Below are 23501 nucleotides of genomic sequence, written 5' to 3'. Positions count from 1 at the left end.
CCGTCGGCACGAGCTTGGTCGTGGTTCAGTGGGGCGATCAGTAACGAAAAAGCCGGCTCCGAGGGACAGCGGAACCGGCCAGGGCCTGGTCTGATACGGGGATGGGGACTGACCAAAGCCCGGTAGGCGGAGCGTGGCGCGGGAAATCACCCAACCGCGCCACGGTTTCATCCGATGACGGCTTACTGGGTGCGGACGCTGCCGACGGCGACCGTACGGCCATCCTGCAGCTTGACCCAGCGACCGGCATGTTCTGTCGACTGCCGCTTGAGGTAGGTATATTCGGTGTCCGACCACAGCAGCACCTTGTTGCGCATGTTGTCGAGAATGAAGTCGCCGCGATCGGTGCGGACCGTGAGGACCGCGTGGCCATCGCCATTCGGCTGAAGGACGACGGTGATCAGCAGGTCAGAGGCGGAGAAGCCGCTTTCGATGAGTTTGCGGCGCTTCAGCAGAACGTAGTCTTCGCAGTCGCCGACGCTGTCGGGATAGGACCACTTTTCTTCGACGCCATGGATTTCCATGTCGGTCATCGGCGTGATCGCCTGATTGACGTCGTAGTTGACCTCGAGAATTTTTTGCCAGCCTTCGCGCGTCAGGACCGTCGGGCCGCGATCGGCGCCGTTCGACCGGCATTCGCCCGGATTGATCTTGCAGAATTCATAATGACCGATCGGCGGATTGGTCGCGCCGGTCACGGTCATGTTTGCCGGAAGGGCCAGCGCACCCTCGACCAGGCTGCCGGTGAAAAGTGCGGCGACAGCGATCATTTTGGTGATTGTCTTGAGCATGATTGTCTCCCCGTTATGGTTCGACAATGCCACGGACATTTTTATCGCTCGCGAAGATGCGAGGTAAAACAAAGTACAAATGAAAGCCGTATCAGAATAAAATAAGAATAGAATTTGAGATATATTTTAGTTGAATTTGATTCAAATTTTAACGGTTTTCAAAGGCTGCCAATCGCACAAGTGGAATCCATTAAGCATCTAAATGGTTGCAATGGCGGTGTTTTGCGAGCGTCATATCGACGGCACGCGCGACGATGCTAGGCTGTATGGCGGTGGTGGGATCTATCCGGAAGGGACAATTCCCCGCTTCACGCTCGGTCGCAATGCTTGAATTCAACGTGAAATCAACGCGAAGAGCGAAAATACGCGGAAAAAATATTTGAGAAAGTTGTGCCGGAAAATCGGTGCGGGGACTACGGGCTGTGCTGAAATGGAGCAAAAGGGCCGCGGGCAAAGCGCGGGCACGGGTACTTCAGTTCGATTGTCAGGGGCAGATCGGAATGGGGCCTTGGTGGTTTACTGTGTCTGCTTCACCGAGCGCGGTCGGCCGCATGTGGATGCCGCCACTGACATGGCGTCACGATTGAGGGCGGCAATATCAGTGCAGATTGGTATTACAGCGCCGCGCGTCTTTTAAGACGCGCCAAGGTCTCTGTAACACTTTGAATTACTGGATAATTTTATCCTTAAATCGATTCCGATTTAAGGAATTATGCATTAGAGGAATTCCGTCAGGGCTTCGCGGGACTGAACGCCCGAGAATTCGATGGCGACGCCTTCCTGGAAATGACGGACAATCTTGCCCTTCATGTTGCCGAGCCTGATCTGCGCGCCGATCGGCGGACGGTTTTCGATATCCACGGCGGCGCCGGACAGCGAAAGGTCGATGATGCGGCAGGGATATTTCGCGCCGGTATCGAGCGTCAGCTCGGTCAGTGTCTTGCGCGGCGCCAGACGATCATGGCGACGATCTTCCGGAAGCCCGAGTTCGTGCTTGTTGGCAATCCATGTCAATTGCGCCGCGAGCTTCTCGCGCTTGCGTTCCGTCGCGTTGAGCTGGATGACGAAGGCGTTCTCGGCAAGCCGAGATACGGTGCCTTCGAGCCGCCCGACATGGTCGATGTAAGCGATGATGCGTTCGCCGGCGCGCGGGCGGGCCGGCGATGAAAGGAGCACGTCGCCCGGTGACATGTCGACGGCGGTGCAGTCGTATTCGTCGTGGTTGGCAAGCATCAGTCGCCCGGTGAGATTCACCGAGACGCGCTGGAATGCGCCTTCCTGGTGCGGCTTCGGACCGTTATTTTGAGCGTGCTGAAACGAGAACATGATCACTCTGCATCGACGTATCTTGGCACGCGAAAGCATAGTGCGATCCGGTTAATAGAATGTTCGCCCTGCGGTTGGTATCTGCGCCGATCCTGGCACAGGCGCACCGTGTCAGGCGTCACGGCCGCCCTCGAAGACGCGCAAGTGTTGCACCCGGCGGATTCCCGGAGAAAACGTCTCGTCCTGGGCCGGTCCTTTGAGAAGGGCTGCGGTTCGATCCGGATCGAGTACCCTGAGGCCTGTAACATCGAGACCGTTGACGGGCGTCGCGTGCAACCAGTACGGGCGTGACAATGGTGAAAGGGAACCGAGAATGCGGTCGCTGTGGCCGTCGTTGGAGGCGAGGGGAAGGAGTAGGACCTCGGTCTCCAGCTCTCTGCCGTCTTCCGTTTGTGCTGTCGCCGACAGCATGACGGGCACGTGTCGCGCCATCACCTTCCGGCTGACCTGAAGCGTTCTGCCAGCCTGGCTCCCAAACCAAAGTGTGCCAAATTGCTGACCGCGCAACTCGTGGCCGAAGAGGGCGCAAACATGCGTTCCAGCGAGGCGGAATTTCATGCCGCCGAAGCGGTCCCGCTCGAGAATGAAGAGGTCGGGGAGGAGCGTGCGGATGGCCGACGGTTCGATTTCGTCGCGACGCGGTCGTTCGCGGTCGCCACGGATGAGGTTCCAGTACTGGAACAACTGCGTTGATGTCTTGCTGCGCATGATGTCGTTCATTCCATTTCACGCGATCTGTGTGCCGATCCGGCACAAATTCGATCGCTCATTCCGGTTGTGCCGATGACAGAGCGAATTCCGTGCCAGCCGGAAATTAAGGTTAACAAACGGTTTCGATTGCTTCGGCCGCACCGGGCTGGCACTTGGATAGACATCACTTCACGAAGGGTTGCCTTCGGCACAGAACTTGAGCTCGGGGTATTGTGGGCTTGCCGACCGTTCAGTTTTTACTGGACGGTCTTTTTTTGTTTGCTTATGGCTGGGCGCGCTGTCCGGCGATGCGCAATTGCCAGGCCGACTGGGTCGGAATGAAACGGATATGCGGACGAAGAGAGCAGCAACCATGGAACGAGATCAGGCGACGACGCCACCGGAGGCGGATCGGGAAGGCGCCGTCAATCGCACGCGCGAGCCCGCATTCAACCTGCCGGCGGGGCTGACGTGCATCCTGTTGTTCCTCATCGCCGTTCATGCACTGCGCACCTATGTCTTCCCGGACAGTCTCGACCAGGAAATCATCCTGAACTTCGCCTTCCTCCCGGCGCGCTATGATCATCCGCTTGCCGAACAGAGCCTCGCCTGGCTCTGGAGCCCGGTGACCTATTCGTTCCTGCACGGAAGCTGGGAACACCTGATCTTCAATATCTTCTGGATGGTTGCCTTCGGCGCACCGGTGGTCCGGCGCATCGGTATGGCGCGGCTTGCGGTCTTCTGGGCTCTGTCGGCCGCCGCCGCCGTCGCGCTTCATGTGGTTTTTCATTGGGGCGAGATGATCGTTGTCGTCGGCGCTTCGGGTGTCGTTTCGGGCTTCATGGGCGGCGCGGCGCGATTCGTGTTTTCGCCCAGCGGGCGCATCAGCCGCCAGTTCGCGCATCTTAATCGCCGGCTTTCCGTCAGCGAGGCGCTCTCAAATCGTTCCGTCGTCATATTCAGCGCAATCTGGTTCCTGACGAATTTCCTCGTCGGCTTTGGCATGTTCACGCCCGGTGGAGCCGACAGCGTGGCGTGGGAAGCGCATATCGGTGGTTTTCTCTTTGGCTTCCTTCTGTTCGCGCTGTTCGATCCACGCGATTGATAACACACCGATCCTGTTGCGATCATTGTCAGAACGCTTGATTTCCCGGTAACGCTGGCGCACCATTTGAAACGGCCGATATCGTCCGCGGACGGTGCGGCTCGTGAAGGCCGGGTGCTCATAGGTCGGCGCGTCTCTGAGGAGCGGCGCGCCAGCCATGCAGGCATCGGGGAGGGTATAGGTTCCGTTGCCCGACTGTGCCGCACACGACCGGCTGGAACCTTCCCCGCCGACCCGGCGTCGTCGCAACGGGGAGAAGTACGCATGTCAGTAAAAGCGATACTCAATGAAAAGGGCCGAAACGTCGTGACCGTCGGTCCTCGCATGCCGGTTCAACAGGCCGCGGTTCTTTTGCGTGACAATCATATCGGCGCGGTGATCATCATTGATGCGGATGACCAGATCGCTGGCATCCTGACTGAGCGCGATATCGTCGCCGCCATCGCCAAGCATGGCGCAGCCTGTCTGGAGAAACCGGTTTCGGCCGTCATGTGGCAGAATGTCTATTGCTGCACCGAGGACATGTCCGTCGATACGCTGATGGAGATGATGAGCAAGTTGCGAGCCCGTCACCTGCCCGTTGAAACGAATGGACATCTGGCTGGCATCGTTTCGATCGGTGATGTGATCAAACATCACATTCGCGCCATGGAGCAAGAGGCCGAGCACATCAAGGCCTACATCGCCGGATAATGGAAAGGGGCGGTTTCAGCCGCCCTTTTGTCGTCCGGCTGCGGCACAGACTCGAGCATCCGTCCTGAGCGCGCGGTGGCACTTTGCGCCATCGCGAAATATTCGGACAGATCAGCTATCCCGTGGGAGCAGGCGGACCCCGGCGTCGCGCCTGCTATCAGCGAACCAGGACTTCCTGCATCCGGCGGATCTCCGCGAGCTTGGCTTTCGCTTCCTGGTAGCCGCGATCGATCGCCTCCCCGGCGCGATGGAATTCCGAGAGCCCGATATCGTTGAGCTTCGGATGCAAGGATAGATCCGGAGGGTCGCCGGCAAGGCGTGCCCGGGAGATGCGGTCCTGGATGATGTTGAAGGCCTGAACCATCACGCTGGTCATGCCCATTCGCACGGAGTGATGCGTCGGCTCCTTGTTAGTCGGCATATCCTGGGTCTCGGTGCCGGCGCTGTGCTTGACGACGGCAGAGCGGCCATAGAGGTCGTAGTTGAGGTTCACGGCTACGACGAGTTGCTGCTCGTGCGCGCGGCAGACGGAAACAGGCACCGGATTGACGAGCGCGCCATCCATCAATGTCCGGCCGTTGGCCTTGATCGGTTCGAAGATACCGGGAAGGGCGTAGGACGCACGGATGGCGGTGATCAGCGATCCCTTTTCCAGCCAGACCTCGTGGCCGCTGTGGACTTCGGTTGCAACGGCGATGAAGGGTCGGTCGAGGTTTTCGATGCTCAAGCCCTGCAGGTGTTCCTGCATGCGCTTGGTCAGGCGCAGCCCGCCGAAAAGGCCGGCGCCACCGATGGCGAAATCGAGCAGGCCGGCAATACGACGCACAGTCAGCGAGCGGGCGAAGGTCTCAAGCTCGTCGAGCTTGCCGGCGAGATAGCAGCCGCCGACAAGGGCGCCGATGGACGTGCCGGCGATCATGCCGACTTCGATGCCCTCTTCGTCAAGCGCTCTGAGCACGCCGATATGTGCCCAGCCGCGAGCGGCGCCGCCACCGAGCGCGATCGCGATCTTGGGCGGCCTGGGCGGTACGGCGGGTTCTGATGGTGTTGTCGAGAGTGATGACCCGTCCGGGTCGGTCAGGTCGGCAATTTGGCTGCTACGCGTAAAAGTCCAGTTCAACATCCGGCACCTCCAACACCGCCGAACACTTGGCAGCGCGACACGTCCTTCAGAATGCGCGAAGGGCGTCGTGGCACTCCATGCATTGACCCAACCTTCCGAAGACCTGATTCGATCCTGGAACGACGCAATAGTTATGAGCGCTCTTGTCTGGAGGAGAACCTGCCAAGCCGGCGCTGGTGCCGGCCTTGTCCTTATTCATCGCTGAAAGACTGGCACCGTTACTCAGATTACCATCGATCCTGTCGCCGAGCGCGGCGGGGTCGATAAACATTCGCTACAGTCTGCAATACTGCCCGGCTTGCCGCCGTCCCCTAGGAAACGGCATCCTTGCCAAAGGATTAGGCGCCCGCTGGGTTACCAAAATATAAACGCAGTATGCACCCGCCCCAAAAAGGTGCGCAATGCTTAATTTTTGTCATAGACCTCGGTGGGGTCGAAATGACGGTGATCGTCGGTAATCGTAACGGTGGCCCTACCATCATCCATACCAACTGTTCGATAGAAGCAGGAGCGGCGGCCAGTGTGGCAGGTCGCGTCGTGCCCGGCGACCGAAACCTTGAGCCAGATGGCATCCTGGTCGCAATCGGTACGGATTTCCTTCACCGTCTGAAGATTGCCGGAGCTTTGGCCCTTCTTCCAAAGGCTTTTGCGGGAGCGGCTATAATAGTGGGCGACACCCGTCTCGATCGTCAGAGCGAGCGCTTCGGCGTTCATGTGCGCGACCATCAGCAACTCGCCGTCGCGCGCGTCGGTGACGACGGCGGTGATCAGCCCCTTTTCGTCGAAGCGCGGTGTGAAGGCCGGACCGTTTTCCAGTTCGGCCTTGTTGGGAGAGGGGGTCTCAAAGGTGAGCGTCATGAAAGGCTCCGTTGGCAGGAGCCTTACTTGAAGCCCCGCAGCATGGTCATGAAACGGGCCTGCTCGGCCGGTTCGGTCTGGAAGGTACCCGTAAATGTGGTGGTCAGCGTTGTCGAGCCTTGCTTTTGAACGCCGCGCATCGCCATGCACATATGTTCCGCCTCGATCATCACCGCAACACCGCGGGGCGCCAGCGACTCGTCGATCGCCCGGGCGATCTGGGCCGTCATCGATTCCTGCGTCTGCAGCCGACGGCCGTAGATGTCGACCACGCGGGCGATCTTGGAAAGTCCGAGAACCCTTCCATTGGGCAGATAGGCGACGTGCGCTTTGCCGATGATCGGCACCATGTGGTGTTCGCAATGCGAATAAAACGGAATGTCCTTCACCAGCACCATGTCGTCGTAACCGGCAACCTCTTCGAAGGTCCGGCCGAGCACGTCTTCGGCTGCGAGATCGTAGCCGCTGAAAAGCTCACGATAGGCCTTGGCCACGCGGGCCGGCGTATCCGCCAAGCCCTCCCGGCTTGGATCGTCACCTGCCCAGCGCAGCAGAACACGCACGGCGTCCTCGGCCTCTTTTTGCGTCGGCCGGTCGCTCGCGTTGTCGAGCACGGGGAAATTCTTCACTATGGCATCCATAATGGCCTCTTTGCGCAATACGGGGATTGCTTGACGTTTTATCTTTCGGACAACTCGCCACTGGCCATTCGCCTAACCCTGCAGGCTTGGGTTCCGTCGGCGGGCTCCGGGGCTTTCTGGTCCTTGCTTAGCAGTGCAATGGACCGTCCGGCACGGTTTCCCAAACAACAGGCGACATTTGAACCTCTTGCGGAACTGTCGCCCCAACACGACATAGCATATAGTATGGTGCCATAGAGATGAAAGAGGCCGAGGGTACTGCGTCGTGCTTTTTTCCTGGCTACAGGAGAAAATCATGCGCCGATCACCCAAAACCGCGAAAAATCAGCCGGATCGCGTCAAATGATGGATGACATCTACAACAATCGTATTCTCGACTTCGCCGGCAACATCCCGCGCATCGGGATTCTGGAAAATGCGGATGCCGAAGCGGTGGCGCATTCGAAACTCTGCGGCTCGAAGGTTCGGATCTGGCTGAAGATGGACGGTGACGTGGTCACGGATTTTGCCCATGACGTCAAGGCGTGCGCGCTCGGGCAGGCATCGTCATCGATCATGGCGCGCCATGTGGTCGGCGCGCAGGCGGGTGAAATCCGCCAGGCGCGCGACGAGATGCTGGCGATGCTGAAGGCGGACGGCGAGGGCCCGTCGGGTCGGTTCGAGGATATGCGCTTCCTGAGGCCGGTGAAGGATTACAGGGCGCGGCACGCCTCCACGATGCTCACCTTCGATGCCGTCGTCGATGCGATCGGCCAGATCGAGGCCAAGCGAACGGTGGCGGCCGTCTGAGCCATGTGCCGGGATTCGCATTGTGAACATTTATCTGACCCTGGAAACAGACGACCGGCGCGTGGGCGCAATTGGTCCGGTCCCTTCCGCAAGACGCCGGGCCGTCTCCTGGGCATGGCGCTCGTTCGCGCCTATCAATTGACGCTTTCCAGTCTCATCGGCAATGCCTGCCGGCATCTGCCGACCTGTTCCGAATATGGCTATGAGGCCATCGCCCGCCATGGCCTGTGGGCCGGCGGCTGGATGACGCTGTTCCGCGTCGCGCGTTGCGGCCCTGGCGGCACCCACGGCTTTGATCCGGTGCCAGAACGGCTGGAACGCAGGCATCTCTGGTATGCGCCGTGGCGCTACTGGCAACCGCGGCCGAAGGGCGGTTGAACACGATGACGATCCCCATGGAATACCGGCGGGCCTCTGTCGATTTTGATCGCTTCATCGTCGATGCCCGCGATATTTCGGGGCTTCAGACGACGAACCAGGCCTATACGATGGTTCAGGCGGTGCTGCGGGCCTTTCGCTGTCGTCTGGATGTCGAGGATGCGATCCTGTTTGCCGACGTGCTGCCGCCGGTTCTAAGAGCAATTTTCGTTGCCGAGTGGGACCTCGAAGAACCAAGGAGCCCCTTTTCGGTTAGGACGGCAATGACACGGGAAGTGCAGGAGTTTCGTGGCGATCACAATGTTTCGCCGGATACGGCGATCGCAGATGTGGCAGCCGCCTTGCGACGCAATATCGACGAAGCGAAGCTCGATCGCGTCCTGTCACGCCTGCCGGCAGGCGCTGGCGACTTCTGGCGTGGGTGAGAAGGAGCCCCTCGCGTGCAAAGCTACGTTGCGCTGCTCTATAGTATCGTGCTCGCTGAAGGACGCCGGGTCGTCATGGCTGATCTCAGAGCCATGGCCGAGCGACTTGGTCACCGGTCGCCGCGCACGCTCGTCGCGACGGGCAACCTCGTGTTCGAGGCGGACAGGACTGCGGTCCGCAATCTGGAGGCGACGCTCGAGGCGGCATTCGCCGAGACGTTCGGTCGCCATGTCGACATCATTGTCCGCCCTGGCGACGATTGGTTGAAACTCGCCGCAGCAAATCCGTTTCGTGACGACGGCGAGGAGGATGGCACCCGCGTCCATGTCCGCGTGATGCGCGATCCCCTCACCGGCGCCGTGCCTTCGGATTTCGAACGCTATTGCACCGCCGGCGAGCGCCTGGCGGTCGTCGATGGCCATCTCTGGGTTCATTTCACCGGTCAGGCGAGCGAATCGAAACTGCTCGGCGCCTTGACCAAAAAGCGCCTCGGCGTCGGCACGTTCCGCAACTGGAACACGGTGAAGGGCCTTGCCGCGATGCTTCGCGCCTACTGCATAATTCCTTAAATCGGAATCGATTTAAGGACAAAATTATGCAGCAACTCAAAGTGTTACAGCGACCTTTGCGCGTCTAAATAGACGCGCGGCGCTGTAGGCGCCCCTTACCTTTACTCCGCCTCGAAAAACCTCTATCAGGCCTGCGTCAAATAACCGGCTGCGCCGGTCAATCATACCACACCATACCACCCGCATTCGTTGGCGGGACTGGATAGGAGATCATGATGTCGAATCCCGTTTCCCTTACATTTCCTGATGGCTCCGTCCGCCAATACGTCCCGGGCACGACCGGGCGTGATGTCGCCGAGTCGATTTCGAAGTCGCTGGCCAAGAAGGCTGTCGCCATTGCGCTCGATGGAGAGCTGCGCGATCTGTCCGATACCATTGCCGATGGCCGCATCGAAATCGTCACCCGCGACGACAAGCGCTCGCTGGAGCTGATCCGCCACGACGCTGCGCACGTGATGGCCGAAGCCGTGCAGGAGCTATGGCCGGGGACGCAGGTGACCATCGGTCCGGTGATCGACAACGGCTTCTATTACGACTTTGCCAAGAACGAGCCCTTTACGCCCGGCGACCTGCCGGTCATCGAGAAGCGCATGAAGGAGATCATCGCTCGCAACAAGCCGTTCACCAGGGAAGTCTGGTCGCGCGATAAGGCACGCCAGGTCTTCGCCGATAAGGGTGAGGCCTACAAGGTGGAGCTGGTTGACGCGATCCCTGAAGGTCAGGATCTCAAGATCTACTACCAGGGTGACTGGTTCGACCTCTGCCGTGGACCGCACATGGCCTCGACCGGCCAGATCGGCACGGCGTTCAAGCTGATGAAGGTTGCCGGAGCCTATTGGCGCGGCGACAGCAACAACCCGATGCTGACCCGCATCTACGGCACGGCCTGGCATACGCAGGAAGAACTCGACCAGTACCTGCACATCCTTGCCGAAGCGGAAAAGCGCGACCATCGCCGCCTCGGCCGCGAGATGGATCTCTTTCATTTCCAGGAAGAGGGTCCGGGCGTCGTCTTCTGGCACGGCAAGGGCTGGCGCCTGTTCCAGACGCTGACGGCCTATATGCGCCGCCGGCTCGCCAACACCTACCAGGAGGTCAACGCGCCGCAGGTGCTCGACAAGTCGCTGTGGGAAACCTCTGGCCACTGGGGCTGGTACCGCGACAACATGTTCAAGGTGACAGTTGCCGGCGACGACACCGATGACGAGCGTGTCTTCGCGCTGAAGCCGATGAACTGCCCGGGCCATATCCAGATCTTCAAGCACGGCCTGAAGTCCTATCGCGAATTGCCGGTGCGACTGGCCGAGTTCGGCAACGTCCATCGTTATGAGCCGTCTGGCGCGCTGCACGGGCTGATGCGTGTACGCGGGTTCACCCAGGATGATGCGCACGTCTTCTGCACCGATGAGCAGATGGCGGCCGAGTGCCTGCGCATCAACGACCTGATCCTGTCGGTCTATGAGGACTTCGGCTTCAAGGAAGTCGTCGTCAAGCTGTCGACCCGTCCGGACAAGCGCGTCGGTTCCGATGAGCTCTGGGATCGCGCCGAAAGCGTCATGACCGAGGTGCTGAAGACGATCGAGGCGCAGTCCGAGGGTCGCATCAAGACCGGCATCCTGCCGGGCGAGGGCGCCTTCTACGGTCCGAAGTTCGAATATACGCTGAAGGACGCGATCGGCCGCGAATGGCAGTGCGGCACGACACAGGTCGACTTCAACCTGCCGGAGCGCTTTGGCGCATTCTATATCGACAAGGATTCCGAGAAGCGTCAGCCGGTGATGATCCACCGGGCGATCTGCGGTTCGATGGAACGCTTCCTCGGTATCCTGATCGAAAACTTCGCCGGCCATATGCCGCTGTGGATCTCGCCGTTGCAGGTCGTCGTCGCGACGATCACGTCGGAGGCCGACGACTATGGCCGCGAGGTCGCGGAGCTTCTGCGTGATGCCGGACTTACGGTCGAGACCGACTTCCGCAACGAGAAGATCAACTACAAGGTCCGTGAGCATTCGGTGACCAAGGTTCCGGTCATCGTCGTTTGCGGCAAGCGCGAGGCGGAGGAGCGTTCGGTCAACATCCGGCGCCTCGGCTCGCAGGCCCAGACGGCGATGTCGCTCGACGAGGCGATTGCTTCGCTCTCGGCCGAGGCCACGGCGCCGGATCTCAAACGCAAGGCCGAAAAGAAAGCCCGGGGTTAACACCCCGGGACCTTCGCTCCGTCAGCAAACTGTCATATTAGCGGAATATCCGGATGCTACAGCACCGCGCGTCTTATTGGACGCGCCAAGGTCGCTGTAGCGCTTTGAATAGCTGCATGTTTTGTCCTTAAATCGAGGATGATTTTGGGAAACATGCAGTAGGCCATCCATCGGAGACTTCCGTGCAGTTCAAAGAGCTGTCCTACGCAAACGAAAATGACCGGCGCCTGAAGCGCTGGTTCATCCGCTCCATGGAGGGCTTGGCGGGTCGTAACCGATACGCCAAGCTTTACGCCCGCTGGCGATCCGACATCGTCGGCAAGAGCGATCGGATCTTCGGTGAGATGCTGCAGCTCATCGATGTGCGCCTGCAGCTTCAAGGAGAATGGCCACCACGCCACCTGCCGGACACGCCGCTGGTCATCGTCGCAAATCACCCCTTCGGCATCGGTGACGGCATTGCCGTTCTGGCACTCGCCGAACAGCTCGGCAGACCGTTTCGGGTACTGATCAACAACGAGCTGTTGAAAGTGCCGGAGATGGCGCCCTATTCGCTGCCGGTGTCTTTCGAGGAAACGAAGGAAGCCTTGGCACTGAACATGGCCACGCGGCATGAGGCGGTGCGGCTGCTGAAGGAAGGCGTGACGATAGTGATCTTTCCGGCCGGCGGCGTGGCAACAGCACGCTCGGGCTGGGGCAGGGCCGAGGATCTGCCATGGAAGATCTTTCCGGCCAAGCTGATCCAGGCCGCGCGCGCCAGCGTCATACCGATCTATTTCGAAGGGCAGAACGGCCGTATCTTCCATCTCGCCAGCAAGGTGTCGCTGACGCTCAGGATCTCGTTGCTGATCCGCGAATTCCGAAAGCTGTCGGGCACGACGATCGCGGCGCGGATCGGGCACGTTCTCACCTGGGAAGAGCTTTGTTTGCACGCTGACCGCAAGGATCTGCTCGGTCGAATCTATGAGGCGGTCTTTTCGATGGCACCGCCGCGTCGCCGTTTCCTCAAGCGTGCCGGCTGACGCAGCGTTACAGCGCCGCGCGTCTATTTAGACGCGCAAAGGTCGCTGTAACACTTTGAGTTGCTGCATAATTTTGTCCTTAAATCGATTCCGATTTAAGGAATTATGCAATAGCGACCTGCGGTCACGTTATGCGTACGATGTCAGGTCAATCCTGCGCTTCCGCCGCTGCTTCCGGGCTTGCGGCCGCGCCGCCATTGGTCAGGAGCACTTCGATATCGGTGTTGACGCCGGCCTTCACCGTGAAGTCGCGCTGGTAGATCTTGTTCTTGTTTCTCGCGACGGCCGTATAGTTGCCCTCGAGAAGAACGAGCGTCGGGAACGCCCCTTCCTCCTGGTCGACGATATCGCCAGCCGAAGTGAGGATCGACCAGCCGGTGTCGGCGATGGCTTCGCCGCCTGGTTCGGAGACCAGCTTCAGCGTCAGCTTCGCAGCCTTGTGCTGGATCGTCGCCTCGGTCAGCTTGCCGGCTTCCACCTGGATGTCGGCGGTGATCACAGCGTTTGTGGTGCCGTAGTTGGAACTGACATGGTAAGTGCCGGCGCCGAGGCGGATGACGGTGCTGGGTTTCACGTCGGCGGCAATCAGTGCCCGCTCGCCGTCACCCTGCGTCTCGGACGAATAGATGGAGAAGCTGAGTTCGCCTGGCGGAATGCGCACATCGCTGCCGGAGACCGCGTTCAGCGTCATGCCGCCGGCATCGAGCACCAGCACCTGCTTGTCGAGCACGCCGTCTTCCGGGATGCGGATCTTGCGCGTCGCGGCAGCGCGGCCAAATGCGACGTTGACGAAGTACTCGCCTGGCACCAGGCTGAAGCCCGTTGATCCGCCTTCGGATGTGGCCAGCAGCGGCAGCTTGCCGTCGCTTCCCGGAATAGGGCTGAACACGCGCCAGGTCAGGCCGGCCTCGACGGGCTGCCCCTTGCCGGTCAGAAGCGCCTCGAGCTTGACGTCCTTCAGCGCGCCTTCCTGTGTCGGGTCGCTGGTCAATGGGCTGAAGCCGGTCAGCTTCGGCATCTTGCGGGTTCCGGAGATCGACGGGAAGCTCTCGAAGGCCTCGGCGGCGTCCTGCGCCAGGACGCTTCCGGCGGTGATGCTTGCGAGTGCGATCGCCAAACTGGTTCTGATGAAAATACGAGGGCAGGTGCGCATGAGAGCAGTTGACTTCCTGACTGGGTGACTCCACTTGAGACGCCGGTATGGCATTTTCGTGGCTGCCGGTCGGCGGCAAAATAGTGGAATTCACCCCATATGAAAACCGAAATAAAGCTCGTTGACTATCTCGCGTCCCGTCGATCCATTCCGGCTTTTCAGATGGGCGGCCCGGGGCCCGCCAGGGCCGAAGTCGAGGAAATGCTGACGCTCGCATCGCGCGTGCCGGACCACGGCAAACTGGCGCCCTGGCGGTTCATCGTTTACCGCGGCGAGGAGCGGGCGCGCATCAGTGCCGAGTTGAAGACGATGGCGCTCGCCAAAAAGCCCGATCTGTCGGAAGAGATGATCAAGGTCGAGGAGACGCGGTTGACGCGGGCACCCGTGGTCGTCGCCGTCGTCAGCAAGGCCGCCCCGCATTTCAAGATCCCCGAATGGGAGCAGCAGATGTCGGCCGGAGCCGTCTGCCTCAACCTGTTGATGGCCGCCAACGCGCTCGGTTATGCCTCCAACTGGCTGACCGAGTGGTACGCCTTCGACGAAGCTGCCTACCCATTGCTCGGCGTCAAACCCGGTGAGAAAATTGCCGGCTTTATCCACATCGGTACCGCGATGGTCCCGCCGACGGAGCGTCCGCGCCCGGAATTGGCCGAGATCGTCACCTGGGTCGGAGAAGACGCCTGATGTTCTACGACACCGCTGCAAACAGGCATGGCCTGCCGCATGACCCGTTCAAGGCCATTGTCTCGCCGCGGCCGATCGGCTGGATCGGCACGCGCGCCACGGACGGCTCGTTGAACATCGCTCCCTATTCCTTCTTCAACGCGATCAGCGACCGGCCGAAACTCGTGATGTTTTCGTCGAGCGGCTATAAGGATTCGGTTCGCAACATCGAAGCGACGGGTGAATTCACCGCCAGCTTTGCCAGCCGAAACCTGAGCGAGGCCGTCAACAAGACGTCGATCGCAGCCCCCCATGGCGAGAGTGAGTTTGCGATCGCCGGATTGACGCCGATCGACGGGACGCTGGTCAAGGCGCCATTCGTCGGGGAGGCCTATGCTGCGCTTGAATGCCGGCTGACCGAGATGTTTCAGCCGAAGGGGCTCGATGGCGAGCCCTCGGACAATTATGTCGTCATCGGTCAAGTCGTCGGCATTCACATTCGCGACGAAGCGATCCGCGACGGTCGTTTCGACATGGCGACGGTGCGGCCGCTTGCCCGCCTTGGCTACATGGATTACTGCGACGGCGGCGACGTCTTTCAGATGGTGCGACCGACGCGCTGAAGCGTAGCCTGTTCGGTCACGGACTGCCGGACCGATGGCGTCAGTCATCTGTTCCCAGCCATGCCGCTTGTTCCGGCGAGCGGCATACCACGGACGAAAAGCCGTTGCTGCGGCTCGCGGTGAAAGCGCGCCGGACGGCTTTTTCAGTCACAGCCGTTTGCGGCAACCCTTCGTAACAGGCAAGCCCCGCTTCGCCGGCGCGAAGAACACACGCTGCACGCCCGGTGACGATCACAGCGACCGTTTCTCCATCTTGTCGTTCTTCCGGTGGTTTGCAGCCCATTGCTGCGGCGAGTTCCGATCCGTCGAAAATAAGTCCTTCGAGACGCGGCGAGCTTCCGCCAAGGGAGTAGGGCGAAAGCGCGCTTTCGGGGACCGTGCCATATTCCGCAAGAATAGCCATCTGTTGCGCGCGACGGTCTGCGCTCGCCTCTGCGACACGCAGCATGACGTCGAGCCTCTGCACGTCAGCGCGGCTCCGACAACCGGAGAGCACGACGCCGTCAATATCGTGGCGAAGAAGCCGGACCAGTTCGTCTTCCGTCAGGCAGTCGACCGGGGCAATCCGCGCGAAGACACGGCAGGCGCTCTTTGCTGCTTCCATAACTCGAGCGAACGCATCGTTACCATAACCGAGATCGACAACGATGCCATCAACTGCCTTGAGGTCGGCCGAGGTCGGCGGCGGCGTGCCGATCCTCTGAAACAGCAGCGGCTTCCTGGTTTTGAAGCGGTTAACGGACATGGTGAACCAATCTTAAACCTTTGCCAGCTAGGCTTCGAACATCAGGTGGCTTTGGGTGTCTAGTGGGGCGTAGGTGATCATACAAGCATTTCTTCGCTGGGTGGAAACGGCGAGAACGGGCGACCGTGCCCGCGCCGCTCGCGCCCTCGGTCGCGCCTATGTCGACGCGCAGGTGAACGGTATCGATCGCCGTGCTGCCGAAATGGCGATGACCTTTCTGCTCGACGATCCCTCTCCAAAGGTACGTTCGGCTCTCGCCGAAGTGCTCGCGCCATCCTCCGACATTCCCCGCGCCATCATTCTCGGTCTTGCCGAAGACCAGCCCGAAATCGCCTATATCGTCATTTCCCGCTCGCCCGTTCTGACCGACGAGGATCTTGTCGATCTCGCGGCCCGGGGCTCGGCCGAGACGCGGGCGCTGATTGCGGCCCGTGCCTTCGTCTCGCGCTCGGTTTGCGCTGCCATCGCTGAAATCGGCAGCGAAGAAGAAATGCTGATCCTGCTGGAAAATAACGGTGCCCAGCTGTCGCGCCGGTCGTTGAAGCGGATCGCCGACCGTCTTGGCCATTCCGCCGCCATTCGCGATCTTCTGCTTGACCGTGCCGATTTGCCAAGCGACGCTCGGCACACGCTCGTCGAAGAAGTAGGGGTGGCACTTGCCGCATTCGGTCTCGTCCAGATGGCGATTGGGGCGACACGGGTTGAGCGCGTTACGCGCGAGGCTTGCGATGTCGCAGCCGTCGGCATGGCCGGCACCTTGGCGGTGGAGGAACTGCCGGGTCTCGTTGCTCATCTGCGCGAAACCGGCCGTTTGACGCCGGCGTTCCTGTTGCATGCGCTTGTCACCGGCCGGGCCGAGTTTTTCTCGGCCGCGATCGTCGACCTTTCCGGCGTCACGGAAAAGCGGGTTCGCTCGATCCTTTCGGGCGGCCGTATCCATTCCATTCGCGCGCTGTTCGAGAGTGCCGGCCTTGGGCGCGACATCAGCGAAGCTTTTGCCGAGGCGGTTCTTCTTTGGCGCAAGGACGGCGTGACGAGCAGCGACGATTGCCGCGCCTCCGTTTGCGCCGCACTGCTTGCAAGTTTGCGCGGTCAAGGAACGCCTTCGCCGGCATGCAACGCAATGGCGGAAATTCTCGAACGATTGGCCTTTGCCGAGCAACGGCAGTCCGCCCGCAACTATGCTCACTTGGCCGCGCGCCAGGCGGCCTGAGAACAACTCACCGAAAACTACAGCGCCGCGCATCAAATATGATGCGCAAAGGATGCTGTAACGCTTTAAACTTGCTGCATAATTTTATCCTTCAATCGATTCTGATTTAAGGAATTATGCAGTAGCTCCTGACCCTAGCCGGCCGAACCGGTCGCAGAGGCCACGATGCGGACCAGCGCATCGATGCGTTCCTCGATCTGATCGAGCCCATCGGATCCCTTCTTGATACCGTCGATGGCGCAGAAAATGAGCTCGGCCAGTAAGGTCGGCGTAACCGCCACTTTCCCAAGCGAAATCTCCCCAGCTTCGATTGCGTCTGCAATTGTGGCCTGCGTCAGCTGCTGTAATCTTGCTGCGGTTGCGACGTTGAGGTCTTCGGCAAGCGTGTTGTTCGCCTCGAACAGTTCCTGGCCGTAGGGGCTGGATTGCACCGGCGCCATTGCCGACAGCACGAACGCCTTCAAACCTGCGGAGAGGCGGCGCTCGAATGGTGCCGTCTGAGCAAAGCCGGCTTCGGCTTCGGCAGTCGCGGTCGCATGGTGCCTCTCCATCAGCACGCGAAACAGATCATCCTTGTTCTTGAAATACAGGTAGAGCGCAGCGCGTGACATGCCGGCGGCATCGGCGACATCCTGCATGGAGGTCTTGCGATAACCAAATCGGCTGAAGACCTCGACCGCGGCATTGAGGATATGATGTCTCTTCGTGTCCATTTTTGAATCGTTGACATTCTGGATCAATATTGTCAAACTGACATTATGGATAGAAAATGTCAGTACGTCAGTTTGGCGAATTGACGAATGAGGACGCGAAAACATGAATGCTAGACCCCCTGAGCTTGTCGCCGTGACCGGTATCGGCGGCTTCGTCGGACGGCACGTCGCCGCAACGCTGCTGAGACAGGGCTATGATGTGCGCGGGACGGTGCGCACGCTGGCGCGAACGCAGGAGATCGAGCAAGCGATACGTGGGGCAGGCGGAACAGAGGCGGGGCAACTGACATTCGCTGCCGCCGATCTGCTTGGCGACAAGGGCTGGCCAGACGCGCTTTCCGGCGCTGTCTATGTGATGCACACGGCGTCGCCTTTTCCGGCGAGCGTGCCCGGTGAGGAGGCCGAACTGATCGAGCCGGCGCGAAGCGGCACGCTGCGCGTACTGAAGGCGGCCCGTGCCGCCGCCGTCCGCCGGGTCGTGCTGACGTCGTCGATCGCAGCGGCGATCTATGGCGATGGCAGTGCGCCGTTCACGGAGGAGAACTGGAGCGATCCGCAATCGCCCTTCGCCACGCCCTACTACCGCTCGAAGACCTTTGCCGAACGCGCTGCCTGGGCCTATGCGCGGGAGAGTGGGCTTGAGCTCGCCGTGATCAATCCTTCGATGATCCTTGGTCCGCTGCTCGGCGGTGAAGTCGGGACCTCCGTCGGTGTGGTTCGCGACCTGTTGCGAGGCAAATATCCGGCCATGCCGAAGTTCAGCGTGCCCATCGTCGACGTGCGCGATGTCGCAGATGCTCACCTGCGCGCAATGACTGTCGCCGATGCGGCCGGCGAGCGGTTCCTCATTGGTGGCGCGGCGCTGTCGCTAGCCGATATTTCTGCCGTGCTGCGGCGGCATTTCCCGGCCTATGCCGGCAAGTTGCCGAAGATCATCTTGCCGAACTGGATGGCCGCGATCGCAGCACGCTTCGATCCCGGGCTTCGTCTCGTCGTTCGGGAGCTTGGCCGCGACCAGCGTATCTCCAATGACAAGGCGCGCCGCATTCTTGGCTGGGCGCCAAGAACGGAGGAGGAGGCGATCAAGGCGAGCGCCGAGAGCCTGATAGCGGCCGGCCTCGTCTGATTGCGTCAGTCGCTGAACCGCCGCGCCACCCAGGAGTAGCCGTCCTCGATATAGTGAACCGGCTTGGTGACGAGGTTCTTCAGCTTCTCGCGGTCGGGGACGGCGCCGGAGAGAAACGCAAGTGCGCGCTTCGGCAGGCCCGGTTGCGCCTCGGTCGGCTGAGGCGGTGGCGTCTCGGGCCGCGGGAGCGGGGCGACCACCTCCGGCTGGAGATCATCGGTTGCGAGGCCGGGACCGGAACTCTCGCAGACGGCAACCACCACCGGATAGTTGGCGTTGGAGAAACGCGGCAACTGTTTCTGCGAATCCGTATCGCACTGGGCGATCGATGGCCATGCCCCGTCGACCGTTGAGATATATCGGCACTGGTTGACGTCGTGGTCACAGCCAAGAATGGTCATGACGATCAAGGCGGCTTTCATGGTCAGGGTGTATCCATCTGGATTGAGGTTGTGCAGGTGCTACGATCAACTTATGCCTGCATGATTCTTCCGGAAATAGGGCAGTGGCTTGAAGGCGCAGAAACAATTTGTTTCGCGGCGTCATTCGGATTGATGGGGCAGGTCTGATCCTTGCGTCATTTGACGTATTGGTTGCCGCCGCGCCGGGCGTTAATTTCCTTCCGGGACCACAAGCGACCCGAGTCACTGCCGAGGATGGAAAATTGCCTGAAGTCACGATCGCCGAAGAACCGCCGCGACAGCCGGAAATCCTGCGCCTTCTGGAAATGTCGGACGCCTATGCCGCCTCGCTCTATCCTGCTGAAAGCAATCACCTCGTCGATGTATCGACGCTCGAGCAGTCGGCCGTATCGTTCTTCGTCGCGCGTTTAGACGGAGCTGTCCTCGGCTGCTGCGCGCTGGTCGAGGCGGGTGATGGCACGGCGGAGATCAAGCGCATGTTCGTCGATCCCGAGGCGCGAGGGCTGAAGGTCGGGAGGCTGTTGCTGCAGGCGCTCGAAAAGCGTGCAGAGAGCCGCGGCGTCGTCGCGATCCAGCTTGAGACCGGCATCCATCAGCCGGAGGCAATAGGGCTCTACAAAACAGCTGGATACATCGACCGTCCGCCTTTCGGCAGTTACCAGCCGGACCCGTTAAGCCTGTTCATGGAGAAGGCGCTGCACGGACCTGCTGATCTCAGCCCGTAATCGGAATGGGGTCTTTGAGGACGCCTTGCAAATGAACGAAGCTGATCGTTCTGATACCACTACAGCGCCGCGCGTCTATTTAGACGCGCAAAGGTCGCTGTAACACTTCGTCCTTAAATCGATCCCGATTTAAGGAATTATGCAGTAGCGAAGTCACCTACGGTGCCCGTCTGCTCGCAAACAAATAGGCACCGCGACGTCTCAGACGATCAGATATCGAGATTGTCGGCGAATACGGCCCGTTCCTGGATAAACCGGAAGCGTGCGTCGGCCTTAGTGCCCATGAGGCTGTCGACGGCTTCGCGCGTGCCTTCGAAATCGACGTCGTCGATCTCGACCTTGAGCAGCGTGCGGAACTTCGGGTCCATCGTCGTTTCCTTGAGCTGCGCCGGCAGCATCTCGCCGAGACCCTTGAACCGGCCGACTTCGACCTTGCCGCGGCCGTTGAATTCGGTGCGCATCAGCTCTTCGCGATGGGTGTCGTCGCGCGCATAGAGCGTCTTCGAGCCCTGGCTCAGGCGATAGAGCGGCGGTACGGCGAGATAGAGGTGGCCGCCGCGGATGAGCTCCGGCATCTCCTGGTAGAAGAAGGTGATCAGCAGCGAGGCAATATGCGCGCCATCGACGTCGGCGTCGGTCATGACGACGATGCGTTCGTAGCGCAGGTCCTCTTCCCGGTATTTGCTGCGGGTGCCGCAGCCGAGTGCCTGGATCAGGTCGGCGATCTGCTGGTTGGCGCCCAGCTTTTCCCGGCCGGCGCTGGCAACGTTCAGGATCTTGCCGCGAAGCGGCAGGATGGCCTGGTTGGCACGGTTGCGCGCCTGCTTGGCGGAGCCGCCGGCCGAATCCCCTTCGACGATGAAGAGTTCCGCACCTTCGGCAGTGTTCTGCGAGCAGTCGGCAAGCTTGCCGGGTAGGCGCAGCTTGCGCACCGCTGACTTGCGGTTGACTTCCTTCTCCTTGCGACGGCGGACGCGCTCGTCGGCGCGTTCGATCACCCATTCGAGGAGCTTTGCCGCCTCTGCCGGGTTGTCGGCGAGATAGTGGTCGAAAGGATCGCGCAAGGCGTTTTCGACGATGCGCTGCGCTTCGACAGTCGCCAACTTGTCCTTCGTCTGGCCGACGAATTCCGGTTCGCGGATGAAGACCGAGAGCATGCCGGCGGCCGAAATCATCACGTCATCGGTGGTGATGATGGCAGCGCGCTTGTTCTGCGTCAGCTCGGCGTAATTCTTCAGCCCCTTGGTGAGTGCGATGCGGAAACCCGCCTCGTGCGTCCCGCCTTCCGGCGTCGGGATGGTGTTGCAATAGGAGTGGACCTGCTGGTCGCCGCCATACCAGGTGACGGCCCATTCGAGCGAACCGTGGCCGTTCGACTTCTCGGACTTGCCGGCAAAAATCTCGCGGGTGACCGTGAACTCCTTGCCGAGCGTCGCGGCAAGATAGTCCTTCAGGCCGCCGGGGAAGTGGAAGACGGCTCGATCCGGAATCTCGGAGCCTTCCGCCAGCAGCGACGGATCGCACGACCAGCGGATTTCGACGCCGCCGAAGAGATAGGCCTTCGAGCGCGCCATGCGGAACAGCCGTGCCGGCTCGAAGCGGGCATGCGGTCCGAAGATCTGCGGATCGGGATGAAACCGCACCCGCGTTCCGCGCCTGTTGTGGACGTCGCCCAGTTCTTCCAGCCCGCCCTGCGGCACGCCGCGCGAAAAGCGCTGGCGATAAAGCTTGCGGTTTCTGGCAACCTCAACCTCAAGGTCGTCGGACAGTGCGTTGACGACGGAGACACCGACGCCGTGCAGACCGCCGGAGGTTTCATAGGCCTTGCCGTCGAACTTGCCGCCCGCATGCAGAACGGTCATCACGACTTCGAGCGTCGACTTTCCGGGGAATTTGGGATGGTTTTCGACCGGAATGCCACGGCCGTTGTCGGTCACCGACAGATAGCCATCGGCATCGAGATTGACTTCGATGAAGTTGGCGTGGCCGGCCACCGCTTCGTCCATCGAGTTGTCGATGACTTCGGCGAAGAGATGGTGCAGCGCCTTTTCGTCGGTGCCGCCGATATACATGCCCGGACGCCGACGTACCGGCTCCAGTCCCTCCAGCACCTCGATCGCAGAAGCATCGTAGTCACCGCTGTCGCTCCCCTTGGGGGCAGGGCGCGGTTCTTCGCGCGGAACCGGCGCCGCTCGCGCGACAGGTGCTGCATCTGGCGCAACGGGCTTCGGTTGTTCGGGCATTGCGGAGAAGAGGTCGTTGCTGTCGTCCATGGGGCGTCTAGATCATTCCTGTCGTGCGGAGGTGTTCAAGGCCATAGCAAGACCTCGGTCTTGTCGCCATCCCCAGTCATTCGAATCACCCGGATTCTGCCAGAGTCTTCCCGATTGTACGAACAAAAGGAGAATGGCAACGCCGGATGCCCGCAAAATAAAGCCTCTGCGTCGGCTTCCATCACCAACTGTTGCTTTGGCGCCGGGCCGATGGCAAGGCTTTGCGGCGAACCAGGGAGCCCTTCGTTGTCCGTGTCCACAGCTCATTTTTGCTTTCGCCGGCTTGCTGCCATGGTCCTGTCCACCGGCCTTCTTGCAGGCTCGGCCGCTTGCGCCGAGGCGCAGGTATTGAAGCCCTACAAGGACGATCTGTTTTCCTACGGCAAGGTGCTGGAGCAAGGCGATGGCGGTGACTACCGCGTCGTCGACTATCAGGAACTGCGCGACATCAATGAACGCGACGAAATTCCGGAGCGTCGGGTCAAGCGCGCGTTCCTCTCGCTTGGCGTCAAGAGCGAACAGGTCAACGAGACGCTCGATGTCGGCGAGCGCTCCATCGATGTGACACGCGTCGGTCGGGAGCGGGGGGCGGCGTTCAGCGTGATCTTCATTCACGGGCGAGGCGGGGACCGGCGCCTTGGCGCCAATGATTTTTCCTTCGGTGGCAATTTCAATCGCCTGAAGAACCTCGCTGTTGCCAATGGCGGTGTCTATTACGCGCCGAGCGTGCGATCCTTCGATGCCGCCGGGGCTGAGGATGTCGCAGGACTGGTCAAACTTGCCGCCGAGCGCTCAGGCGGCCGGCCGGTGGTACTGGCTTGTGCCTCCATGGGCAGCTTCATCTGCTGGGGCGTGTCGCGTGACGCAAGCGCCGTTGCTGTCCTTGGCGGCATGATGGTCATGGGCGGTGCCGCCGATCCGGATTTTACGAAGAGTGCCGCCTACAAGGCGAAGTTGCCGATGTTCTTCAGCCATGGCAGCCGGGATAGTGTCTATCCCGCCGAGAGCCAGAAGGCGCTCTACACCGCGTTGAAGGGGCAGGGCTACCCGAGCCGCTTCGTGCTTTTTGAAACCGGCTCGCACGGAACGCCGGTTCGCATGACCGACTGGCGCGACGCCCTGAACTGGATCGGCGGCCGCTAACGCACAGCGTTTGATGCTCGGCATTTGTTAACCAGACCGGCAATTTCCGGGTGCAGGCCGTCCGCTTGTTTCCACCTTTGAAAGTGATCGGCG

Annotated in this window: 26 protein-coding genes; 15 read left to right on the top strand and 11 right to left on the bottom strand. The window is 60.7% G+C overall.

What is annotated here, in order from left to right:
- Positions 1–182: 182 nt before the first annotated feature.
- From BC363_RS07280 to BC363_RS07270, 3 genes are all read right to left on the bottom strand, one after another.
- Positions 183–791, bottom strand: a complete 609-nt coding sequence (locus tag BC363_RS07280) for a transglutaminase-like cysteine peptidase (RefSeq protein WP_053247203.1) — start codon at positions 789–791, stop codon at positions 183–185.
- Between the two features lie 717 nt (positions 792–1508).
- Positions 1509–2117, bottom strand: coding sequence for a PilZ domain-containing protein (locus tag BC363_RS07275; protein ID WP_065781287.1), 609 nt, complete (start codon positions 2115–2117; stop codon positions 1509–1511).
- Positions 2118–2228: 111 nt separating this feature from the next.
- Positions 2229–2837, bottom strand: a complete 609-nt coding sequence (locus BC363_RS07270) for a PAS domain-containing protein (RefSeq protein ID WP_083223404.1) — start codon at positions 2835–2837, stop codon at positions 2229–2231.
- 343 nt (positions 2838–3180) lie between these two features.
- Between BC363_RS07270 and BC363_RS07265 the strand changes: the two genes are divergently transcribed.
- Positions 3181–3912 carry a rhomboid family intramembrane serine protease gene (locus BC363_RS07265; protein WP_065781286.1) on the top strand — a complete coding sequence of 244 codons (732 nt, stop codon included), beginning with the start codon at positions 3181–3183 and terminating at the stop codon, positions 3910–3912.
- A gap of 264 nt (positions 3913–4176) precedes the next feature.
- The gene (locus tag BC363_RS07260) at positions 4177–4605 is read left to right on the top strand and encodes a CBS domain-containing protein (protein WP_065781285.1); all 429 of its coding nucleotides are present in this window, start codon (positions 4177–4179) and stop codon (positions 4603–4605) included.
- Between the two features lie 157 nt (positions 4606–4762).
- On the opposite strand, the gene BC363_RS07255 is transcribed toward BC363_RS07260, so the two are convergent.
- The 3 genes from BC363_RS07255 to folE form a co-directional block, all read right to left on the bottom strand.
- On the bottom strand, positions 4763–5728 hold the full coding sequence (locus tag BC363_RS07255; protein WP_065781284.1) for a patatin-like phospholipase family protein: 966 nt from the start codon (positions 5726–5728) through the stop codon (positions 4763–4765).
- A 405-nt stretch (positions 5729–6133) separates the two neighbouring features.
- Positions 6134–6586 (bottom strand): phosphoribosyl-AMP cyclohydrolase, encoded by a 453-nt coding sequence (gene hisI / locus BC363_RS07245; RefSeq protein WP_065781282.1) that lies wholly within the window; start codon positions 6584–6586, stop codon positions 6134–6136.
- 23 nt (positions 6587–6609) lie between these two features.
- Entirely contained in the window at positions 6610–7227 is a 618-nt protein-coding gene (gene folE, locus BC363_RS07240) for a GTP cyclohydrolase I FolE (protein ID WP_053247211.1), read from the bottom strand.
- Between the two features lie 345 nt (positions 7228–7572).
- Between folE and BC363_RS07235 the strand changes: the two genes are divergently transcribed.
- The 6 genes from BC363_RS07235 (at position 7573) to BC363_RS07210 (ending at position 12609) form a co-directional block, all read left to right on the top strand.
- Complete coding sequence (locus BC363_RS07235) at positions 7573–8016, top strand: iron-sulfur cluster assembly scaffold protein (protein ID WP_065781315.1); 444 nt, start codon at positions 7573–7575, stop codon at positions 8014–8016.
- A 3-nt stretch (positions 8017–8019) separates the two neighbouring features.
- On the top strand, positions 8020–8394 hold the full coding sequence (yidD, locus tag BC363_RS07230) for a membrane protein insertion efficiency factor YidD (RefSeq protein ID WP_065781281.1): 375 nt from the start codon (positions 8020–8022) through the stop codon (positions 8392–8394).
- Positions 8391–8819: a DUF2267 domain-containing protein gene (locus BC363_RS07225; RefSeq protein WP_244512917.1), complete on the top strand. Its 429-nt coding sequence runs from the start codon at positions 8391–8393 to the stop codon at positions 8817–8819. Before yidD ends, BC363_RS07225 begins: the two co-directional genes overlap by 4 nt.
- A gap of 15 nt (positions 8820–8834) precedes the next feature.
- Positions 8835–9389 carry a DUF1697 domain-containing protein gene (locus BC363_RS07220; RefSeq protein WP_065793287.1) on the top strand — a complete coding sequence of 185 codons (555 nt, stop codon included), beginning with the start codon at positions 8835–8837 and terminating at the stop codon, positions 9387–9389.
- Positions 9390–9604: 215 nt separating this feature from the next.
- Positions 9605–11587: a threonine--tRNA ligase gene (thrS, locus tag BC363_RS07215; RefSeq protein WP_065781280.1), complete on the top strand. Its 1983-nt coding sequence runs from the start codon at positions 9605–9607 to the stop codon at positions 11585–11587.
- A gap of 182 nt (positions 11588–11769) precedes the next feature.
- A complete protein-coding gene (locus BC363_RS07210; protein ID WP_065793286.1) occupies positions 11770–12609 on the top strand; it encodes a lysophospholipid acyltransferase family protein in 840 nt (279 codons plus the stop codon).
- Positions 12610–12757: 148 nt separating this feature from the next.
- On the opposite strand, the gene BC363_RS07205 is transcribed toward BC363_RS07210, so the two are convergent.
- Positions 12758–13762 carry a hypothetical protein gene (locus tag BC363_RS07205; protein ID WP_065781279.1) on the bottom strand — a complete coding sequence of 335 codons (1005 nt, stop codon included), beginning with the start codon at positions 13760–13762 and terminating at the stop codon, positions 12758–12760.
- 99 nt (positions 13763–13861) lie between these two features.
- Here BC363_RS07205 and BC363_RS07200 point away from each other — a divergent pair, with 99 nt between their 5' ends.
- Entirely contained in the window at positions 13862–14446 is a 585-nt protein-coding gene (locus BC363_RS07200) for a nitroreductase (RefSeq protein WP_065781278.1), read from the top strand.
- Positions 14446–15048 (top strand): flavin reductase family protein, encoded by a 603-nt coding sequence (locus BC363_RS07195; RefSeq protein WP_065781277.1) that lies wholly within the window; start codon positions 14446–14448, stop codon positions 15046–15048. The genes BC363_RS07200 and BC363_RS07195 overlap by 1 nt, the downstream gene beginning before the upstream one ends.
- Positions 15049–15088: 40 nt before the next feature.
- Here BC363_RS07195 and BC363_RS35840 read toward each other — a convergent pair whose 3' ends face one another.
- On the bottom strand, positions 15089–15451 hold the full coding sequence (locus BC363_RS35840; protein WP_244512908.1) for a hypothetical protein: 363 nt from the start codon (positions 15449–15451) through the stop codon (positions 15089–15091).
- A gap of 3 nt (positions 15452–15454) precedes the next feature.
- On the opposite strand from BC363_RS35840, the gene BC363_RS35835 reads away from it, so the two are divergent.
- Both BC363_RS35835 and BC363_RS07185 read left to right on the top strand, forming a co-directional pair.
- Positions 15455–15856 (top strand): hypothetical protein, encoded by a 402-nt coding sequence (locus BC363_RS35835; RefSeq protein WP_244512906.1) that lies wholly within the window; start codon positions 15455–15457, stop codon positions 15854–15856.
- A 10-nt stretch (positions 15857–15866) separates the two neighbouring features.
- Positions 15867–17006 carry a DUF2336 domain-containing protein gene (locus tag BC363_RS07185; protein WP_065781275.1) on the top strand — a complete coding sequence of 380 codons (1140 nt, stop codon included), beginning with the start codon at positions 15867–15869 and terminating at the stop codon, positions 17004–17006.
- A 134-nt stretch (positions 17007–17140) separates the two neighbouring features.
- Here the strand turns inward: BC363_RS07185 and BC363_RS07180 are convergent, their stop codons facing one another.
- Entirely contained in the window at positions 17141–17719 is a 579-nt protein-coding gene (locus BC363_RS07180) for a TetR/AcrR family transcriptional regulator (RefSeq protein WP_161952443.1), read from the bottom strand.
- 103 nt (positions 17720–17822) lie between these two features.
- On the opposite strand from BC363_RS07180, the gene BC363_RS07175 reads away from it, so the two are divergent.
- On the top strand, positions 17823–18845 hold the full coding sequence (locus BC363_RS07175) for an NAD-dependent epimerase/dehydratase family protein (protein WP_065781273.1): 1023 nt from the start codon (positions 17823–17825) through the stop codon (positions 18843–18845).
- 5 nt (positions 18846–18850) lie between these two features.
- Here BC363_RS07175 and BC363_RS07170 read toward each other — a convergent pair whose 3' ends face one another.
- The gene (locus BC363_RS07170; RefSeq protein WP_065781272.1) at positions 18851–19267 is read right to left on the bottom strand and encodes a hypothetical protein; all 417 of its coding nucleotides are present in this window, start codon (positions 19265–19267) and stop codon (positions 18851–18853) included.
- Between the two features lie 242 nt (positions 19268–19509).
- Between BC363_RS07170 and BC363_RS07165 the strand changes: the two genes are divergently transcribed.
- Positions 19510–19992, top strand: a complete 483-nt coding sequence (locus BC363_RS07165) for a GNAT family N-acetyltransferase (protein WP_065781271.1) — start codon at positions 19510–19512, stop codon at positions 19990–19992.
- A 209-nt stretch (positions 19993–20201) separates the two neighbouring features.
- Here BC363_RS07165 and parE read toward each other — a convergent pair whose 3' ends face one another.
- Complete coding sequence (parE, locus tag BC363_RS07160; protein WP_065781270.1) at positions 20202–22265, bottom strand: DNA topoisomerase IV subunit B; 2064 nt, start codon at positions 22263–22265, stop codon at positions 20202–20204.
- 291 nt (positions 22266–22556) lie between these two features.
- On the opposite strand from parE, the gene BC363_RS07155 reads away from it, so the two are divergent.
- Entirely contained in the window at positions 22557–23408 is an 852-nt protein-coding gene (locus BC363_RS07155) for an alpha/beta fold hydrolase (protein WP_244512915.1), read from the top strand.
- Positions 23409–23501: the final 93 nt, after the last annotated feature.

The sequence above is a fragment of the Ensifer sp. LC384 genome, from assembly GCF_001695865.1.
Classification (GTDB): Bacteria; Pseudomonadota; Alphaproteobacteria; order Rhizobiales; family Rhizobiaceae; genus Ensifer.
Note: the sequence above shows the minus strand (reverse complement) of the source record. Positions and strands in the feature narration are given on the sequence as shown.

Coding starts and splice junctions, on each gene's coding strand:
- BC363_RS07195 (WP_065781277.1), top strand. CDS start 14,446: ATGTTCTACGACACCGCTGCAAACAGGCATGGCCTGCCGCATGACCCG.
- thrS (WP_065781280.1), top strand. CDS start 9,605: ATGTCGAATCCCGTTTCCCTTACATTTCCTGATGGCTCCGTCCGCCAA.
- BC363_RS07255 (WP_065781284.1), bottom strand. CDS start 5,728: ATGTTGAACTGGACTTTTACGCGTAGCAGCCAAATTGCCGACCTGACC.
- BC363_RS07200 (WP_065781278.1), top strand. CDS start 13,862: ATGAAAACCGAAATAAAGCTCGTTGACTATCTCGCGTCCCGTCGATCC.
- BC363_RS07205 (WP_065781279.1), bottom strand. CDS start 13,762: ATGCGCACCTGCCCTCGTATTTTCATCAGAACCAGTTTGGCGATCGCA.
- BC363_RS07155 (WP_244512915.1), top strand. CDS start 22,557: ATGGTCCTGTCCACCGGCCTTCTTGCAGGCTCGGCCGCTTGCGCCGAG.
- BC363_RS07235 (WP_065781315.1), top strand. CDS start 7,573: ATGGATGACATCTACAACAATCGTATTCTCGACTTCGCCGGCAACATC.
- BC363_RS35840 (WP_244512908.1), bottom strand. CDS start 15,451: ATGGCTATTCTTGCGGAATATGGCACGGTCCCCGAAAGCGCGCTTTCG.
- parE (WP_065781270.1), bottom strand. CDS start 22,265: ATGGACGACAGCAACGACCTCTTCTCCGCAATGCCCGAACAACCGAAG.
- hisI (WP_065781282.1), bottom strand. CDS start 6,586: ATGACGCTCACCTTTGAGACCCCCTCTCCCAACAAGGCCGAACTGGAA.
- BC363_RS07175 (WP_065781273.1), top strand. CDS start 17,823: ATGAATGCTAGACCCCCTGAGCTTGTCGCCGTGACCGGTATCGGCGGC.
- BC363_RS07260 (WP_065781285.1), top strand. CDS start 4,177: ATGTCAGTAAAAGCGATACTCAATGAAAAGGGCCGAAACGTCGTGACC.
- BC363_RS07280 (WP_053247203.1), bottom strand. CDS start 791: ATGCTCAAGACAATCACCAAAATGATCGCTGTCGCCGCACTTTTCACC.
- folE (WP_053247211.1), bottom strand. CDS start 7,227: ATGGATGCCATAGTGAAGAATTTCCCCGTGCTCGACAACGCGAGCGAC.
- BC363_RS07170 (WP_065781272.1), bottom strand. CDS start 19,267: ATGAAAGCCGCCTTGATCGTCATGACCATTCTTGGCTGTGACCACGAC.
- BC363_RS07265 (WP_065781286.1), top strand. CDS start 3,181: ATGGAACGAGATCAGGCGACGACGCCACCGGAGGCGGATCGGGAAGGC.
- yidD (WP_065781281.1), top strand. CDS start 8,020: ATGTGCCGGGATTCGCATTGTGAACATTTATCTGACCCTGGAAACAGA.
- BC363_RS07180 (WP_161952443.1), bottom strand. CDS start 17,719: ATGGACACGAAGAGACATCATATCCTCAATGCCGCGGTCGAGGTCTTC.
- BC363_RS07275 (WP_065781287.1), bottom strand. CDS start 2,117: ATGTTCTCGTTTCAGCACGCTCAAAATAACGGTCCGAAGCCGCACCAG.
- BC363_RS07270 (WP_083223404.1), bottom strand. CDS start 2,837: ATGAACGACATCATGCGCAGCAAGACATCAACGCAGTTGTTCCAGTAC.